We start from the raw sequence: 16,923 nt of genomic DNA on the forward strand, positions 1-16,923 counted from the left end.
CGCCATGCCCATGGGCCACCACGGCATCACTGTCCGTATGACCATGCTCGGGCCTCGACCACAAAGAGACCCACGCAGACGCCCCTCCCACCAGAACAGCGGCACGCACGCGCTACGACACCGCCACGCGACCGATGACCGCCCCGTTGACGGCCCAAGCGGCCTCATAGGGCGCTGACCTGCGGGATGCTCAGTACCCGAAGTCCTGTGTCCACCAAGGTCCGCCCGGGCCGAAGTGGACGCCGACGCCCAGGGTCTTGAAGTCGCAGTTCAGGATGTTGGCGCGGTGGCCGGGGCTGTTCATCCAGGCGTCCATCACGGCCGCCGGGTCCGCCTGGCCGCGGGCTATGTTCTCGCCGCCGAGGCCGATGACGCCGGCCGCCGCGGCCCGGTCCCACGGCGTTCTGCCGTCCGGGTCGGTGTGGTCGAAGAAGTCCCGCGCGGCCATGTCGTCGCTGAACGCCTCGGCCAGCCTGGTCAGCGAGGAGCTCGCCGACAGCGCGCTGCAGCCGGCCTTCGCCCGCTCCTCGTTCACCAGCTTGAGCACCTCGGCCTCGGCGGCGACCTGCGTCGACACCGTCGCCGGTGCGGAGGTGGCCGACGGCGCCCTGGTCGCCGCGCTGTGTGACGGGCCGGGCTTCGCGGCGGCGGACGGGGTGGTCTCCGGCTTGGACGGGGTGGTCTTCGGCGCGGTGTGCTTCCGGGCCGTCTTGGAGGGGGCCGGCGTGGGCGAGGCCGACTCGGACTCGGACGCCGGTGCCGAGGAGGACGCCGACGGGGCGGCGGGGGCCGTGGTGCGCTCGGCGCCGCGGCTGGTCGAGGCGCCGCCGGTGTGGGACTCGGCGCTGCCCGAGGTGCCGCCCTGCTCGGTGGCGGTGTTGCTGGGCAGGATCCCCGCCTGCACCTGGTCGCCGCCGGTGGTGTGCGTGCCGCCGCCGAGCCGGTAGTTCTGCAGGCCCGGTATCGCGCCGGTCGCCACCGCGGCGGTGCCCAGGGCGACCGCCGCGGACACTCCCAGCAGGCCCGTGCGCACCGGCTTCGCGGGCTTCCTCCGGCGCCGGCGGCCGTGAGAGGGGCCGTCGTCCGGTGCGAAACCGCCCCCGGGGCCGCCTCGGCCGTCCTCCGCGGCAAAAAGATAGGCCCGCGCCTTGGCGTTCGCCTCGGCATAGGCCTCGGGGTTCAGGTAGGGCGCGATGCCCATGGGTATCTGCCTGCCGGTGGACCAGCGCTCCGGCTCGTGACCGCCGGAGGCGGAGCGGTGCGTGGGCGTGCCCCCCGTGTCGTGGTCCGTGGCGGCGTGGCCGGCGTCGGAGCGTCGGTGGCGTCCCATCTCCCTGCCCTCTCCCTCGTCGTCGAGACGGACCCGGCGACCCGCGGGCGATGACTCCCTCTGGCCAACCCGGCTCACTCGATCGAGTGAGTTTCATCTGAGATTCAGTGGGTGCGGACGCTACCGCATGCCGCCGCGGGCGGAAGTGAAGCGAGCGACATCGTCCGGTTAGGTTGCATCCATGAGCGAGGATGTTCGACTGGTCGCCTGGGTACGCGGACGCGTCCAAGGTGTGGGTTTCCGCTGGTTCACACGCGCCAAGGCGCTGGAGATCGGCGGCCTGAGTGGTTTTGCTCTCAATTTGGCGGACGGCCGGGTCCAGGTGGTCGCGGAGGGAGCGCGCGACGGGTGCGAGGGGCTGCTCGACTGGCTCCAGGGCGACGACACGCCCGGACACGTGGACGGTGTCACGGAGATCTGGGACACACCCCGCGGGGGGTACGACGGCTTCGCCATCCGGTGAGCCGGTTTCTGTAAAGTCCCGCAGGCCGGCGCGCGGGCGGCTGCCAAGGGCACATGCGGAAAGCAGAAACGACCTGGTGGTTGCCAAGAACGACGTGGCGTGGCAGGCTCCGCTGGTACAGCTGATCGCCACGCCCCGAGGGCCACCGGACGACTCGCAGCGCCGCCGCTTCTCCGGCCGCGCGCCCCGGTTCGGCCGCCAATACAGGGCGTGATCGTGTTGACCGTCAAACTTTTTGGTGAGACGCTGAAAGCCCCGCGCACCTTAGCTGTTTGGCATGGAGCAAGAGCAGAGCAACACTCGGATGTGCCAAGCACCGCGGGTGCGAATCCCTCACGACCCACACCGCATCGGTCGGTCACTCAGTGTGGAGGACCATCCATCATGGCAAAGGCGCTTCTCGGTTACGTCGGCGGCTCCGACCCTCGACTCCTCGCCGAGATGCGACGGCTGCAGCAGCGCGTACAGGACCTGGAGTCCGAGCTCGGACGGATCCAGGCGGAGAACGACGCGCTGACGGCTGCCGCCTCTCAGGACAGGATCATGGAGAGCATCGACGCACACCAGGCGGAGCCTGCGCTCACCTGATCGACGCACACCAGGCGGAGCCTGCGCTCACCTGATCGCTGCATCATCGCTCCACGACAGCAGAAGCAGCGTTTGGGCTGCCCGTATCAACCCGCTCAGTTGATCGGACGGCTGGAACCCAGTCGTCAGAGTTGCAAGGGACGCTTCGGCGTCCCTTCTTTCTTTCCCCCGCGCATCCTTTCACTTTCTTTAACGTCTGGTGTGCCCTGCATGTTCAATGGCGAAACCGTGGGGTTGCGAGTGTTCGTGGAGTGAGATAGCGGCGCCCGGTAGAGTCCACCGGCGTGCACCTCAAGGCCCTGACCCTGCGCGGCTTCAAGTCGTTCGCCTCCGCGACCACGCTCCGGTTCGAACCGGGCATCACGTGTGTCGTCGGACCGAACGGCTCGGGCAAGTCCAATGTCGTGGACGCGCTCAGCTGGGTCATGGGCGAGCAGGGCGCCAAGTCGCTGCGCGGCGGCAAGATGGAGGACGTCATCTTCGCCGGCACCACGGGGCGTCCGCCGCTGGGCCGCGCCGAGGTGTCCCTGACCATCGACAACTCCGACGGCGCACTGCCCATCGAGTACGCCGAGGTCACCATCACGCGGATCATGTTCCGCAACGGCGGCAGCGAGTACCAGATCAACGGCGACACCTGCCGCCTCCTGGACATCCAGGACCTCCTCTCCGACTCCGGCATCGGCCGCGAGATGCACGTCATCGTCGGGCAGGGCCAGCTCGACTCCGTCCTGCACGCCGACCCGATGGGCCGCCGCGCCTTCATCGAGGAGGCGGCCGGTGTCCTCAAGCACCGCAAGCGCAAGGAGAAGGCGCTCAGGAAACTGGATGCGATGCAGGCCAACCTCGCGCGCGTGCAGGACCTGACCGACGAGCTGCGCCGCCAGCTGAAGCCGCTGGGCCGCCAGGCGGCGGTGGCGAGAAGGGCCGCCGTCATCCAGGCGGACCTGCGCGACGCCCGCCTGCGACTGCTCGCCGACGACCTCGTACGCATGCGCGAGGCACTGAAGACCGAGATCGCCGACGAGGCCGCTCTGAAGGAGCGCAAGGAGACCGCCGAGCAGGAGCTGAAGAAGGCGCTCCAGCGCGAGGGCCTGCTGGAGGACGAGGTCCGGCGGCTCACCCCGCGCCTCCAGCGCGCCCAGCAGACCTGGTACGAGCTGTCCCAGCTCGCCGAGCGGGTGCGCGGCACCGTCTCGCTGGCCGACGCCCGGGTGAAGAGCGCTACCTCCGCGCCGCCCGAGGAACGCCGGGGCCGCGACCCCGAGGACCTGGAGCGCGAGGCCGCCCGGGTCCGCGAGCAGGAGGCCGAGCTGGAGGCCGCGCTGGAGGCGGCCCAGCACGCCCTGGACGACACCGTCGCCCACCGCGCCGAACTGGAGCGGGAGCTGGCCGCCGAGGAACGCCGGCTCAAGGACGTGGCCCGCGCCATCGCCGACCGCCGCGAGGGGCTGGCCCGTCTCTCCGGGCAGGTCAACGCGGCCCGCTCGCGCGCCGCCTCCGCCCAGGCCGAGATCGACCGGCTCGCCACGGCCCGGGACGAGGCCCAGGAGCGCGCGGTGTGCGCCCAGGAGGAGTACCAGACCCTGCAGGCCGAGGTCGACGGCCTCGACGCCGGCGACGCCGAGCTCGCCGAGCAGCACGAGGCCGCCAAGCGCCGGCTCGCGGAGGCGGAGGCCGCGCTGTCCGCCGCCCGGGAGGCCCTCACGTCGGCCGAGCGCAAGCGCGCCGCGACCCAGGCCCGCCGGGAGGCGCTGGCGCTGGGCCTCAGGCGCAAGGACGGCACCGGAATACTCCTGGGTGCACGGGATCGGCTGGCCGGAGTGCTGGGTCCCGCGGCGGAACTGCTCACGGTGGCACCCGGGTACGAGGTCCCCCTCGCCGCGGCCTTCGGCGCGGCGGCGGACGCCGTCGCCGTCTCCACCCCGGCCGCCGCCGCCGACGCCCTCCGCCTCCTGCGCAAACAGGACGGCGGCCGAGCGGCCCTCCTCCTGGCGCACACCTTCGCCCCCACGCAAGCCGACCTCGCAGAGGCACCCCAAGAGGCCGCGGGGAACGGTGCGCCCGGCCACGATGCACCGGCAGACGACCGCCGGCCCGTCCCGGCCCCTGACGCGACGGCCACCGCGACGGCGCCCCAAGGGGGCGCGGGGAACGGCGCGACCAGCCACGACGCACCGGCAGACGACCGCCAACCCCCCACGGCCCCCGAGGCGACCGCCCCCGCGACGGCGCCCCGAGCGACCGCAGGGAACGGCGACCCCGAAGGCACCCCCCTCCCCGCGGAGCGCCTCGTCCGGGCCCCCGCCGAGCTGATGCCCGCCGTGCGCCGGCTGCTGCGCGGGATCGTCGTCGTCGGCACGCTGGAGGACGCCGAGGACCTGGTCGACGCGCACCCGGAGCTGACGGCGGTGACCGCCGAGGGCGACCTGCTCGGTGCCCACTTCGCACAGGGCGGCTCCGCCGGGGCGCCCAGCCTGCTGGAGGTGCAGGCCTCCGTGGACGAGGCCGCCGCCGAGCTCGCGGAGCTGGCGGTGCGCTGCGAGGAGCTGGCCGAGGAGCAGCGGACCGCGGCCGGGCGGCGCACGGAGACGGCCGCGCTCGTGGAGGAACTGGGGGAGCGGCGCCGGGCCGCCGACCGGGAGAAGTCGGCCGTGGCCCAGCAGCTCGGGCGGCTCGCCGGCCAGGCCCGCGGGGCCGCGGGCGAGGCCGAGCGCTCCGCCGCCGCTGCCGCCCGCGCCCAGGAGGCGCTGGAGAAGGCCGTGCGGGAGGCCGAGGAGCTGGCGGAACGGCTGGCCGTCGCCGAGGAGATGCCGGTGGAGGAGGAGCCGGACACCTCGGTGCGGGACCGGCTCGCCGCCGACGGCGCCAACGCCCGCCAGACCGAGATGGAGGCCCGGCTCCAGGTCCGTACCCACGAGGAGCGGGTCAAGGGCCTGGCCGGACGCGCCGACTCGCTCGACCGGGCCGCCCGCGCGGAACGCGAGGCACGCGCGCGTGCCGAGCAGCGCCGGGCCCGGCTGCGGCACGAGGCGGCCGTCGCGGAGGCCGTCGCCTCCGGCGCCCGGCAGCTGCTCGCCCACGTGGAGGTCTCCCTCACCCGCGCCGAGCGGGAGCGGGCCGCCGCGGAGGCCGCCAAGGCACGGCGCGAGCAGGAACTGGCCGCCGCGCGCGGCACCGGACGCGAACTGAAGTCCGAGCTCGACAAGTTGACGGATTCGGTTCATCGTGGCGAGGTACTCGGCGCCGAGAAACGGCTGCGGATCGAGCAGCTGGAGACCAAGGCGCTGGAGGAGCTGGGTGTCGAGCCGGCGGGACTGGTGGCGGAGTACGGCCCGCACCAGCCCGTGCCGCCCTCGCCCCCCGCCGACGGCGAGGTGCTGCCGGAGGATCCCGAGCACCCCCGGAACCAGCCGCGGCCGTTCGGGCGGGCGGAGCAGGAGAAGCGGCTCAAGGCCGCCGAGCGGGCGTACCAGCAGCTGGGCAAGGTCAATCCGCTGGCGCTGGAGGAGTTCGCGGCGCTGGAGGAGCGGCACAAGTTCCTCAGCGAGCAGCTGGAGGACCTGAAGAAGACGCGCGCCGACCTGCTGCAGGTGGTGAAGGAGGTCGACGAGCGTGTCGAGCAGGTCTTCACCGAGGCCTACCGGGACACGGCCCGGGAGTTCGAGGGTGTCTTCAGCCGCCTGTTCCCGGGCGGCGAGGGACGGCTCGTCCTCACCGACCCCGACAACATGCTCACCACGGGCGTGGACGTCGAGGCGCGCCCGCCGGGCAAGAAGGTCAAGCGGCTCTCCCTGCTCTCCGGCGGCGAGCGCTCGCTGACCGCGGTGGCGCTGCTGGTGTCGATCTTCAAGGCGAGGCCGAGCCCCTTCTACGTCATGGACGAGGTCGAGGCGGCGCTGGACGACACCAACCTCCAGCGGCTGATCAGGATCATGCAGGAGTTGCAGGAGGCTTCCCAGCTGATCGTGATCACGCACCAGAAGCGCACAATGGAGGTCGCCGACGCGCTGTACGGCGTCTCGATGCAGGGCGACGGTGTGTCGAAGGTCATCTCGCAGCGCCTTCGTTGAGGCCATTGAAGATCCACTAGGAGGTTCCCTCACTCGGTGTTCACTTCTTGAACACGGGGGAGGCTGTCCTATCTCCAAACTCACAGCTGTTGACCTATTGACTTCGAAACTTGAAGGCATAGTCTCTGCAACGTTGCTTTTACCTTCAGGTGTAAGTGGCGTGTACGTATGCGCCACTGGAGACCTGGAAGGGCTTACCCCCCACCCGGCAGCGTTGCCGTGGCCCGAGGAGATTCACGTGACCAGCACAGCGCAGGCGCCCCAGCCAGGAGCCAGTACGGCTCATCCCGAACATCTCGGGCACGTCATCTTCATCGCGGCGGCTGCCGCCATGGGCGGCTTCCTCTTCGGCTACGACAGCTCCGTCATCAACGGCGCCGTCGAGGCCATCCGCAGCCGGTACGACATCGGCCCCGCGGCCCTCGCCCAGGTCATCGCCATCGCCCTGATCGGCTGTGCCATCGGCGCCGCGACGGCCGGCCGCATAGCCGACCGCATCGGCCGCATCCGGTGCATGCAGATCGCCTCCGTCCTCTTCACCATCAGCGCCGTCGGCTCCGCGCTGCCCTTCGCGCTGTGGGACCTCGCCTTCTGGCGCATCATCGGCGGCTTCGCCATCGGCATGGCGTCGGTCATCGGCCCGGCGTACATCGCCGAGGTCGCCCCGCCCGCCTACCGCGGCCGCCTCGGCTCCTTCCAGCAGGCCGCGATCGTCATCGGCATCGCCATCTCCCAGCTGGTCAACTGGGGCCTGCTCAACGCGGCCGGCGGCAACCAGCGCGGGCAGCTGATGGGCCTCGAGGCCTGGCAGGTCATGCTCGGCGTCATGGTGATCCCGGCCGTCCTGTACGGCATGCTCTCCTTCGCGATCCCGGAGTCCCCGCGCTTCCTGCTCTCCGTCGGCAAGCGGGACCGCGCCAAGGAGATCCTCGCCGAGGTCGAGGGCAAGGGCGTCGACCTGGACGCGCGCGTCACCGAGATCGAGCACGCGATGAAGCGCGAGCACAAGTCCACGTTCAAGGACCTGCTCGGCGGCAGCTTCTTCTTCAAGCCGATCGTCTGGATCGGTATCGGCCTGTCGGTCTTCCAGCAGTTCGTCGGCATCAACGTCGCGTTCTACTACTCCTCGACGCTGTGGCAGTCGGTCGGTGTCGACCCGACGCAGTCGTTCTTCTACTCCTTCACGACGTCGATCATCAACATCATCGGCACCGTGATCGCGATGATCTTCGTGGACCGCATCGGCCGCAAGCCGCTCGCCCTCATCGGCTCGGTCGGCATGGCCGTCGGCCTGGCCCTGGAGGCCTGGGCGTTCTCGTACCACCTGGTCGACGGCAAGCTCCCCGCCACGCAGGGCTGGGTCGCCCTGGTCGCCGCCCACGTGTTCGTCCTCTTCTTCGCCCTGTCGTGGGGCGTGGTGGTCTGGGTCTTCCTCGGCGAGATGTTCCCGAACAGGATCCGCGCCGCCGCCCTGGGCGTGGCCGCCTCCGCGCAGTGGATCGCCAACTGGGCCATCACCGCGAGCTTCCCGTCGCTGGCCAGCTGGAACCTGTCCGGCACGTACATCATCTACACCTTCTTCGCGGTGCTCTCCATCCCGTTCGTCCTGAAGTTCGTCAAGGAGACGAAGGGCAAGGCGCTGGAGGAGATGGGCTGATCCGGCCCCCGGACTCGGGGAGAAGGGCCAAGTCCCCGCTGCCCCTCTCCTCGTACCTCCCCGCCCCCCGGCCCGGCCACTGCCCGGCCCGGGGGGCGGGTCTGTCGTACCGCGCCGGTCACCCGAGGCGGGGGAGCACCTCCTCGGCGAACAGCCGCAGGCTGCGCCAGCCCTCCTCCACGGGCATGCCGCCCGCCAGCGGGTGCAGGACCAGCGTGGCGGGCTCCTGCGCCAGGCACTCCTGCGGCGTCAGGATCCGGTACACACCCTCCGCGCGCAGCTCCTCGACCGTCGTGGCCGCCGACCTCACCGCCGAGCGGATCTGCCCCGACTGCCAGGAGGCGTACGTCCGCGCCTCGTGCAGGAAGTGCTCGCCGTACACCGCCCAGGCCCGGTCCGGGTCCTCGGCGAGGTGCAGCAGGGGCGTCTCCGCCTCCGGCATCATCGCCCAGCCCTCGGTGCCGTACTCGGTGAGCTTCTCCTTGTAGTACGCCTCCAGCTCCGGCAGGTGCGCGCTCGGGAAGAACGGCAGCCCGAGCCGGGCGGCCCGCCGGGCGGCCGCCCTGGAGGACCCGCCGACCAGCAGCAGGGGGTGCGGGTCGGTGTACGGACGCGGGGTCAGCCGTACCCTGCGGCCCCGGTAGCTGAACTCCTCGCCGGTCCACGCCTGGAGCAGCGTCTCCAGCAGTTCGTCCTGGAGCCGGCCGCGGCGCTTGAAGTCCACGCCGAACAGCGCGTACTCCTCGGGCCGGTAACCGATGCCGGCCACCGTCACCAGCCGCCCGCCGCTGAGCAGGTCCAGCACGGCGATCTCCTCGGCCAGCCGGAGCGGATCGTGCAGCGGGCCGATCACCGCCGACACGGTCACGGCGATCCGGGTGGTCGCGCCGAACACCGCGCCCGCGAAGGCGAACGGCGAGGGCAGCCAGTTGTTCTCCGCGCCGTGGTGCTCCTCGGTCTGCACGGTGCCGATCCCGTGCCGGTCCGCGTACGCGGCCATCTCCAGGGCGGCCCGGTAGCGGGCGGAGAGGGCGGCGGGGGCGGCGCCGGGCGCGACGAGGTTGAAACGTACGACCGTGACGGGCATGGGAAGTCCCCCTCCGGTGCGATGCGGTGGAGGGGGACGATAGCTGACGGAGCGTCAGATGGCCATGAGGTGGCGGTGGGCTCGCCGGACGGCGGAACCCGTGCCCGCGGACCCGGTCAGACGGCGGCGGTCGCCCGCTCCTTCGCCGGCTCCCCGGCGGACTCCTCGGCCCGCGCCGGGGCGGCCACCGCCGGCTTCGGCAGGACCAGGTACAGCACGCCGGAGATCACGATCGTGGCGACCCAGCCGAGGCCGTACTCGCCGACGACGTTGTTCTTCGCGAGCGGGCCGGTGAACCAGTCCGAGGTGGTGAACATCAGGCCCGACAGCAGACCGATCGCCCAGGCGGCCACGGCCGCGGGGGAGAAGCCGCCCTTGTACCAGTAGGCGCTGGTGCGCGTGGTGTCGGCCATGGCCCGGCCGTCGTACTCGGTGCGGCGCAGCATGTCCGCGCCGAACACGCCGACCCACGCGGAGAAGGCGACCGCCAGCAGGGAGAGGAAGGCGATGAACGAGCCCATGAAGCTCGTCGCCACCAGCATCAGCACGCCGCCGAAGGCCAGTGAGATCACGGCGTTGACGGACACCGCCCAGTGCCGCGGCACCTTGAAGCCGAGGGTCTGCGCGGTGAAGCCCGCCGAGTACATCGACATCGAGTTGATCAGCAGCATGCCGATCAGCGCGATGAACAGGTACGGCACCGCGATCCACGTCGGCAGGATCTCGCCGAGGAAGGAGACCGGGTCGGTGGCCGAGGCCAGGTCCGGCGTGGACACCGCCATCACCGCGCCCATGAGCACCATCGGCAGTACGACGACGCCGGCACCGCCCACCGCCGTGCCCACGATCGCCTTCGACGAGGCCGTGCGCGGCAGGTAGCGGGTGAAGTCCGGCGCGGTCGGGATCCAGCTGACACCGCCGGCCGCGATCATGCCGATACCGGTGATCACCGCGGCGGTGGAGCCGGCGCTGTGGTGCATCACCCTGGACCAGTCGGTGTTCGCCACCAGGTAGCCGAGCACCAGCACGGAGAAGACGCCGAAGAGGTAGGTCGCGTACTTGTTGCACTTCTGCACGGCGTTGATGCCGAGCCCGGAGATCGCGAAGGTCGCCACGACGAACACCAGCAGCGTCACGATGTCCAGCACGCTGTTGGCCTTGATGCCGCACACGATGTCCAGGATGGTGAGCATCGCGTAGGCGCCGGTGACCGCGTTGATCGTCTCCCAGCCCCAGCGGGCCACCCAGATCAGCGAGCCGGGCAGCAGGTTGCCGCGCTGCCCGAAGACCGCGCGGGACAGCGCCATGCCGGGCGCCCCGCCCCGCTTGCCCGCGATGCCGATCAGCCCGACCAGTCCGTACGACACGACCGGAGCCGCCACCGCGACGACGAGCGCCTGCCAGATGTTCAGGTGGTACGCCACGACGAGGCTCGCGCCCATGGTCAGCAGCAGCACGCTGATGTTGGCGCCGACCCAGGTGGGGAACAGCTCACGGGTCTTGCCGGTGCGCTCGTGGTCCGGGACCTGCTCGATGCCGCGGGTCTCGAGAGCGCCTTCGGTCTCGACGGTTTTGCTCATGGAGGAAGGTGCCTAGAGGTGGGGGGAAGGGGGACGGTCGGACTCTACGCGCGTTGACGGAGCCCCCACCATCGTACTTTGCTCCGACTCCTTGCTTTAAGTGGCGTTTGTCTCTCAGAGGAAGCCACAAGTCGGGTTACGGCGCACCCCATGGCCGATACTGGACGCGTTATGGAAACCGTCATCCTTGCTGTAGTCATCGCCGTGGTCGTGCTCGCGGCGCTCGGCGGGCTGGTGGTCGGCACCCGGCGCAAGAAGCCGCTGCCCCCGCCCCCGCCCAAGGCGCCCGACATCACCGCGCCCCCGGCCGAGCCGCATGTCGGCGACGAGGCCGAGACGCCGCGCGACGAACCGCGCCGGACGATCGAGGAGGTGGATCTCCCGGGCGGCCCCGCGCCGGTCGCCGTCGAGGAGCCCCCCGCTGTCGAGGCTCCCGAGATCGAGATCCCGGAGCCCACCGCAGGCCGGCTGGTCCGCCTGCGCGCCCGCCTGTCCCGCTCGCAGACCGCCCTCGGCAAGGGGCTGCTCACGCTGCTCTCGCGCGAGCACCTCGACGAGGACACCTGGGAGGAGATCGAGGACACGCTGCTCACCGCCGACGTCGGTGTGCAGCCCACCCAGGAGCTGGTCGAGCAGCTCCGGGAGCGCGTCAAGGTGCTCGGCACCCGCACCCCGGAGGAACTGCGCGGCCTGCTGCGCGAGGAACTGCTCAAGCTGATCGGCACCGACTTCGACCGCACGGTCAGGACCGAGCCCGAGGACCGCAAGCCGGGGATCGTGATGGTCGTCGGCGTCAACGGCACGGGCAAGACCACCACCACCGGCAAGCTCGCGCGGGTGCTCGTGGCCGACGGCCGCAGCGTCGTGCTCGGCGCCGCCGACACCTTCCGTGCCGCGGCCGCCGACCAGCTCCAGACCTGGGGCGAGCGCGTCGGTGCCTACACCGTGCGCGGCCCCGAGGCCGGAGATCCCGCCTCGGTGGCCTTCGACGCGGTCAAGGAGGGCAAGGAGATGGGGGTCGACGTCGTCCTCATCGACACCGCCGGCCGCCTGCACACCAAGACCGGCCTCATGGACGAGCTGGGCAAGGTCAAGCGAGTCGTCGAGAAGCACGCGCCGCTGGACGAGGTGCTGCTGGTCCTGGACGCCACCACCGGCCAGAACGGTCTGGTGCAGGCCCGGGTGTTCGCCGAGGTCGTGGACATCACGGGCATCGTGCTGACCAAGCTGGACGGTACGGCCAAGGGCGGCATCGTCGTCGCGGTCCAGCGCGAGCTGGGCGTTCCCGTCAAGCTGATCGGGCTCGGCGAGGGCGCCGACGACCTGGCGCCGTTCGAGCCGGAAGCGTTCGTGGACGCCCTGATCGGTGACTGAGGGTAGTCAATCCATCGGCCGACAGGCCGCGAGAAGCGCCCGCCCCCAAGGTGCAGTTGGGGACGGGCGCTTCGGCTTTCCCGGGGCGGCTACGCCCGCGCCCGCGACCGGTGCGCCACGTACGCCAGCGTCCCCAGCAGCAGCCGGGCCGCCGGAGGGCGGGTCGCGCGGTCCAGGGCGGGCGGGCGCAGCCAGCGCACCGGGCCGAGGCCGCCGCGGTCGGAGGGCGGCGCGGTGATGTGCGCACCCGGGCCCAGTCCCCGCAGGTCGAGCGCGCGGGCGTCGTCCCAGCCCAGGCGGTAGAGCAGCCGGGGCAGCTCGGCGGCGGCGCCGGGCGCGACGAAGAAGTGGGCGCGGCCCTCGGGGGTCGCGGTCACCGGACCGAGCGGGAGACCCATGCGCTCCAGGCGGACCAGGGCGCGGCGGCCGGCCGGCTCGGAGACCTCGATGACGTCGAACGCGCGGCCGACCGGCAGCATCGCCGAGGCTCCCGGGAACTCCGCCCAGGCCTTGGACACCTCGTCCAGCGTGGCCCCGGCCGGCACCTCGGGGGCGAAGTCCAGCGGGTGCGCGCCCGGCTCGGGGCACTCCGCGGAGCCGCAGGAGCAGACGCCCGCCGCGGCCCGTGCGCCGGGCACCACGTCCCAGCCCCACAGCCCGGTGAACTCGGCGACGGCGGTGCTGTCCGAGGACCGGCCACGCCGACGCGTGCCGGAACGAATCTCTCGAATGCCGCCGATCGTGAAGCCCATGCCCCCTCCAACGGGTTCAGCGCGCCGGTGGTTACGACGCGGAACGAGACGGAAGCGGAACGTAACGCTACGGCTCCGCCTTCCCGCGCTGCCGCGAGGCAAAGGCGGCACCCAGAAGCACACCGGGTGGTGAGTCGAGGATCATGCGCCCCCTGCGTGCATCACTCCGCCCACTTCCAATCGTCCTATGTCAAGTGAATCGCGCCTGGCCGATCGTGAGTTCATTCGAAGGGGTGGCGAATGGTGGCGTTTCAGGGATCCTCGTGGCCGGGCCGGTGATCGTAGGATTACTGTGAGTGTGCGGGGCCTGGGGGCACATGCACTTGTGGGTATGCCGGAGGCAAGCCGTCAACTCGTTCGAAGGGTGAGAACCGGGGGACGGGAGGCCGTATTTACCGGCATTCTGATAGGGCTTGGCGCACTCGGCGACAAGTGGTCTCAGGGATGGGGGCGTTCCAGTGGGCGGCAACGGCGGTAGCGAGGCGAACGCTGACAAGCGCCCCAACGAGCTGCTCGGCTCGTGGTTCGTGCGCAGTGGCTGGTCCAAGGGTGAGCTGGCCCGCCAAGTGAACCGCCGGGCACGCCAGTTGGGTGCCAACCACATCTCCACCGACACCTCGCGGGTGCGCCGCTGGCTGGACGGGGAGAACCCGCGCGAACCGATCCCGCGGATCCTCTCCGAGCTGTTCTCCGAGCGCTTCGGGTGCGTGGTCGCCATCGAGGACCTCGGGCTGCGCGCCGCCCGGCAGTCACCCTCCGCGTCCGGCGTCGACCTGCCCTGGACGGGCCCGCAGACGGTCGCCCTGCTCAGCGAGTTCTCGCGCAGCGACCTGATGCTCGCCCGGCGCGGCTTCCTCGGGGCCTCCCTCGCGCTGTCCGCCGGTCCCTCCCTGATCGAGCCCATGCAGCGCTGGCTGGTGCCGTCCCCGGGCGGCCCGGCCGCGCCCGAGCCCGAGCCGGCCCTCGACTCCCGCAGGCCCGGCCGGCTCTCCAAGCCCGAGCTGGACCTGCTGGAGTCGACCACCCGGATGTTCCGCCAGTGGGACGCCCAGTGCGGCGGCGGCCTGCGCCGCAAGGCGGTCGTCGGCCAGCTGCACGAGGTCACCGACCTGCTCCAGGAACCCCAGCCCGAGGCCACCACCCGCAAGCTCTTCAAGGTCGCCGCCGAGCTCGCCGAGCTGGCCGGCTGGATGTCGTACGACGTCGGTCTCCAGCCCACCGCGCAGAAGTACTTCGTCCTCGCCCTGCACGCCGCCAAGGAGGCAGGTGACCGGCCGCTCGGCTCCTACGTCCTCTCCAGCATGAGCCGCCAGATGATCCACCTCGGCCGGCCCGACGACGCCCTGGAGCTGATCCACCTCGCCCAGTACGGCAGTCGTGACTGCGCCAGCCCGCGGACCCAGGCCATGCTGTATGCGATGGAGGCCCGCGCGTACGCCAACATGGGCCAGCCCGGCAAGACCAAGCGCGCGGTCCGCATGGCCGAGGACACCTTCGCCGAGGCCGACGAGTGGGACGAGCCGGACCCCGACTGGATCCGCTTCTTCTCCGAGGCCGAGCTGTACGGCGAGAACTCCCACTCCTTCCGCGACCTCGCCTACGTCGCCGGCCGCAGCCCCACCTACGCCTCGCTGGCCGAGCCGCTCATGCAGCGGGCGGTGGAGCTGTTCGCCAAGGACGCCGAGCACCAGCGGTCGTACGCGCTGAACCTGATCGGCATGGCCACCGTGCACCTGCTCCAGCGCGAGCCCGAGCGCGGCACCGAGTACGCCTCGCAGGCCATGGGCATCGCCAAGAAGGTCCGCTCCGAGCGGGTGAACACCCGTATCCGAAAGACGGTCGACACGGCCGGGCGCGACTACAGCGGCCTCGCCGCCGTGGTCGACCTCACCGACCAGCTCGCCGTCGACCTGCCGGAGAGCGCCGAGGCCGTCTGACCGGCGACCGCCACCCATGCCCCGGCCGCGGCCGGGCCTCCCGAACTGCCCGACTCGGCTCCCCCACGCCACGGTCATCGAGAGGCCCGCCGCGGTCGGCCCCTGTCTCCGGGGACTCCCCGGAGAGACCGCGCACCGGGGCCCGCGCCGCGACGGCGGCCGCGCGGCCGGACCACCCGCGCTTCACCCAGGCGTAACACGCAGGGCGCCTTCGTCACCCCGGCGAAACAACGAGGGGCTTCCACCGAAACCGCGCTGCGCCAATCTCATGGCGCATAACCGGCCCACCCCTCACCCGCCCGGACCGCTCAGGCACCGCCCGCACGGGGCCGTACCAACGACGAGGAGACGCCGATGGCACCAGCCATCATGCTTGCGGCGGACGCACCCAAGCTGTCGTCCGCCAACACAGGCTTCATGCTCATTGCTTCCGCCCTGGTGCTGGTCATGACCCCGGGTCTCGCCTTCTTCTACGGGGGCATGGTCCGGGTCAAGAGCACCCTGAACATGCTGATGATGAGCTTCATCAGCATGGGAATCGTCACCATCCTGTGGGTGCTGTACGGCTTCTCCATGAGCTTCGGCACGGACCACGGCTCCCTGATCGGCTGGACCTCCGGCTACGTCGGCTGGACCGGCATCGGAAAGACGGACCTGTGGCCCGGCTACACCATCCCGGTGTTCGTCTTCGCCGTCTTCCAGATGATGTTCGCGATCATCACACCGGCCCTGATAAGCGGCGCCCTCGCCGACCGGGTGAAGTTCAGCGCCTGGGCGATCTTCCTGGTGCTCTGGGCCACGATCGTGTACTTCCCGGTCGCCCACTGGGTCTGGGGCACGGGCGGCTGGGCCTACAAGCTCGGCGTGATCGACTTCGCGGGCGGAACCGCGGTCCACATCAACGCGGGTGCGGCGGCGCTCGGCGTCATCCTCGTCATCGGCAAGCGCGTCGGCTTCAAGAAGGACCCGATGCGCCCGCACAGCCTCCCGCTGGTCATGCTCGGCGCCGGTCTGCTCTGGTTCGGCTGGTTCGGCTTCAACGCCGGCTCGTGGCTCGGCAACGACGACGGCGTCGGCCCGCTGATGTTCGTCAACACCCAGATCGCCACCGCCGCGGCCATGCTCGCCTGGCTCGCCTACGAGAAGATCCGCCACGGCGCGTTCACCACCCTCGGTGCCGCCTCCGGCGCGGTCGCGGGGCTCGTCGCCATCACCCCGTCCGGCGGTGCGGTCACCCCGCTCGGCGCGATCGCCGTCGGCGCCATCGCCGGCGTCGCCTGCGCCGCGGCCGTGGGCCTGAAGTTCAGGTTCGGCTTCGACGACTCCCTCGACGTCGTCGGCGTCCACATGGTCGGCGGCATCATCGGCTCCCTGCTGATCGGCTTCTTCGCCAGCGGCAAGGGCCAGTCGGCCGCGACCGGCGTCTTCTACGGCGACCACTCCTTCACCCAGCTGTGGAAGCAGTGCGCCGGCGTCGGCGCGGTCCTCGCCTACTCCCTGGTCGTCTCCGCGGTCCTCGCCTTCCTGCTGGACAGGACCATCGGGATGAGGGTCACCCAGGACGAGGAGATCTCCGGCATCGACCGGGCCGAGCACGCCGAGACCGCGTACGACTTCAGCGGCGCCGGCGGCGGGGTCATCGGGTCCGCCGCCTCCGCCCCGACCTCCGCCGCGCAGACCAAGAAGGTGGACGCATGAAGCTCATCACGGCCGTAGTGAAGCCGCACCGGCTCGACGAGATCAAGGAGGCCCTTCAGGCGTTCGGCGTCCACGGGCTGACGGTCACCGAGGCCAGCGGCTACGGTCGGCAGCGGGGCCACACCGAGGTGTACCGCGGTGCCGAGTACACCGTCGACCTGGTCCCCAAGATCCGGATAGAGGTCCTGGCCGAGGACGACGACGCCGATCAGCTCGTCGAGGTCATCGTCAAGGCCGCCCGCACCGGCAAGATCGGTGACGGCAAGGTCTGGTCCCTCCCGGTCGAGACGGCCGTACGGGTCCGCACCGGCGAGCGCGGCCCGGACGCGCTCTGACGCAGGAACCGACGCGCTCCTACGCAGGAGCCACGCAGACAGGAGTCGC

12 protein-coding genes are annotated in these 16,923 nt (G+C 71.3%); 8 read left to right on the top strand and 4 right to left on the bottom strand.

Features of this window, described 5'->3' with window-relative positions; translation table 11 throughout:
* Positions 1 to 190: 190 nt before the first annotated feature.
* A complete protein-coding gene (locus ACZ7FF_RS23005) occupies positions 191 to 1,330 on the bottom strand; it encodes a CAP domain-containing protein (RefSeq protein ID WP_470814122.1) in 1,140 nt (379 codons plus the stop codon).
* Positions 1,331 to 1,511: 181 nt separating this feature from the next.
* Here ACZ7FF_RS23005 and ACZ7FF_RS23010 point away from each other — a divergent pair, with 181 nt between their 5' ends.
* The 4 genes from ACZ7FF_RS23010 (at position 1,512) to ACZ7FF_RS23025 (ending at position 8,111) form a co-directional block, all read left to right on the top strand.
* A complete protein-coding gene (locus tag ACZ7FF_RS23010) occupies positions 1,512 to 1,793 on the top strand; it encodes an acylphosphatase (protein WP_470814123.1) in 282 nt (93 codons plus the stop codon).
* A gap of 384 nt (positions 1,794 to 2,177) precedes the next feature.
* On the top strand, positions 2,178 to 2,381 hold the full coding sequence (locus tag ACZ7FF_RS23015) for a hypothetical protein (RefSeq protein WP_067004905.1): 204 nt from the start codon (positions 2,178 to 2,180) through the stop codon (positions 2,379 to 2,381).
* A gap of 284 nt (positions 2,382 to 2,665) precedes the next feature.
* Positions 2,666 to 6,454: an AAA family ATPase gene (locus tag ACZ7FF_RS23020; protein WP_470814124.1), complete on the top strand. Its 3,789-nt coding sequence runs from the start codon at positions 2,666 to 2,668 to the stop codon at positions 6,452 to 6,454.
* Positions 6,455 to 6,692: 238 nt separating this feature from the next.
* Positions 6,693 to 8,111 carry a sugar porter family MFS transporter gene (locus ACZ7FF_RS23025; protein WP_470814125.1) on the top strand — a complete coding sequence of 473 codons (1,419 nt, stop codon included), beginning with the start codon at positions 6,693 to 6,695 and terminating at the stop codon, positions 8,109 to 8,111.
* Positions 8,112 to 8,229: 118 nt separating this feature from the next.
* Here ACZ7FF_RS23025 and ACZ7FF_RS23030 read toward each other — a convergent pair whose 3' ends face one another.
* Positions 8,230 to 9,198, bottom strand: coding sequence for an LLM class flavin-dependent oxidoreductase (locus ACZ7FF_RS23030; protein ID WP_470814126.1), 969 nt, complete (start codon positions 9,196 to 9,198; stop codon positions 8,230 to 8,232).
* A 116-nt stretch (positions 9,199 to 9,314) separates the two neighbouring features.
* On the bottom strand, positions 9,315 to 10,778 hold the full coding sequence (locus ACZ7FF_RS23035; protein ID WP_470814127.1) for a cytosine permease: 1,464 nt from the start codon (positions 10,776 to 10,778) through the stop codon (positions 9,315 to 9,317).
* Positions 10,779 to 10,949: 171 nt separating this feature from the next.
* Here ACZ7FF_RS23035 and ftsY point away from each other — a divergent pair, with 171 nt between their 5' ends.
* Positions 10,950 to 12,152: a signal recognition particle-docking protein FtsY gene (gene ftsY / locus ACZ7FF_RS23040; RefSeq protein ID WP_470814128.1), complete on the top strand. Its 1,203-nt coding sequence runs from the start codon at positions 10,950 to 10,952 to the stop codon at positions 12,150 to 12,152.
* A gap of 89 nt (positions 12,153 to 12,241) precedes the next feature.
* Here the strand turns inward: ftsY and ACZ7FF_RS23045 are convergent, their stop codons facing one another.
* On the bottom strand, positions 12,242 to 12,904 hold the full coding sequence (locus ACZ7FF_RS23045; RefSeq protein ID WP_470814129.1) for a bifunctional DNA primase/polymerase: 663 nt from the start codon (positions 12,902 to 12,904) through the stop codon (positions 12,242 to 12,244).
* A gap of 458 nt (positions 12,905 to 13,362) precedes the next feature.
* Here ACZ7FF_RS23045 and nsdA point away from each other — a divergent pair, with 458 nt between their 5' ends.
* The 3 genes from nsdA (at position 13,363) to ACZ7FF_RS23060 (ending at position 16,874) form a co-directional block, all read left to right on the top strand.
* Positions 13,363 to 14,841, top strand: a complete 1,479-nt coding sequence (gene nsdA, locus ACZ7FF_RS23050; protein WP_470814130.1) for a transcriptional repressor NsdA — start codon at positions 13,363 to 13,365, stop codon at positions 14,839 to 14,841.
* 354 nt (positions 14,842 to 15,195) lie between these two features.
* Positions 15,196 to 16,539 carry an ammonium transporter gene (locus ACZ7FF_RS23055; protein WP_470814131.1) on the top strand — a complete coding sequence of 448 codons (1,344 nt, stop codon included), beginning with the start codon at positions 15,196 to 15,198 and terminating at the stop codon, positions 16,537 to 16,539.
* A complete protein-coding gene (locus ACZ7FF_RS23060; protein ID WP_452972957.1) occupies positions 16,536 to 16,874 on the top strand; it encodes a P-II family nitrogen regulator in 339 nt (112 codons plus the stop codon). Before ACZ7FF_RS23055 ends, ACZ7FF_RS23060 begins: the two co-directional genes overlap by 4 nt.
* Positions 16,875 to 16,923 lie beyond the last annotated feature (49 nt).

The sequence above is a fragment of the Streptomyces sp. NPDC037126 genome (assembly GCF_055605965.1).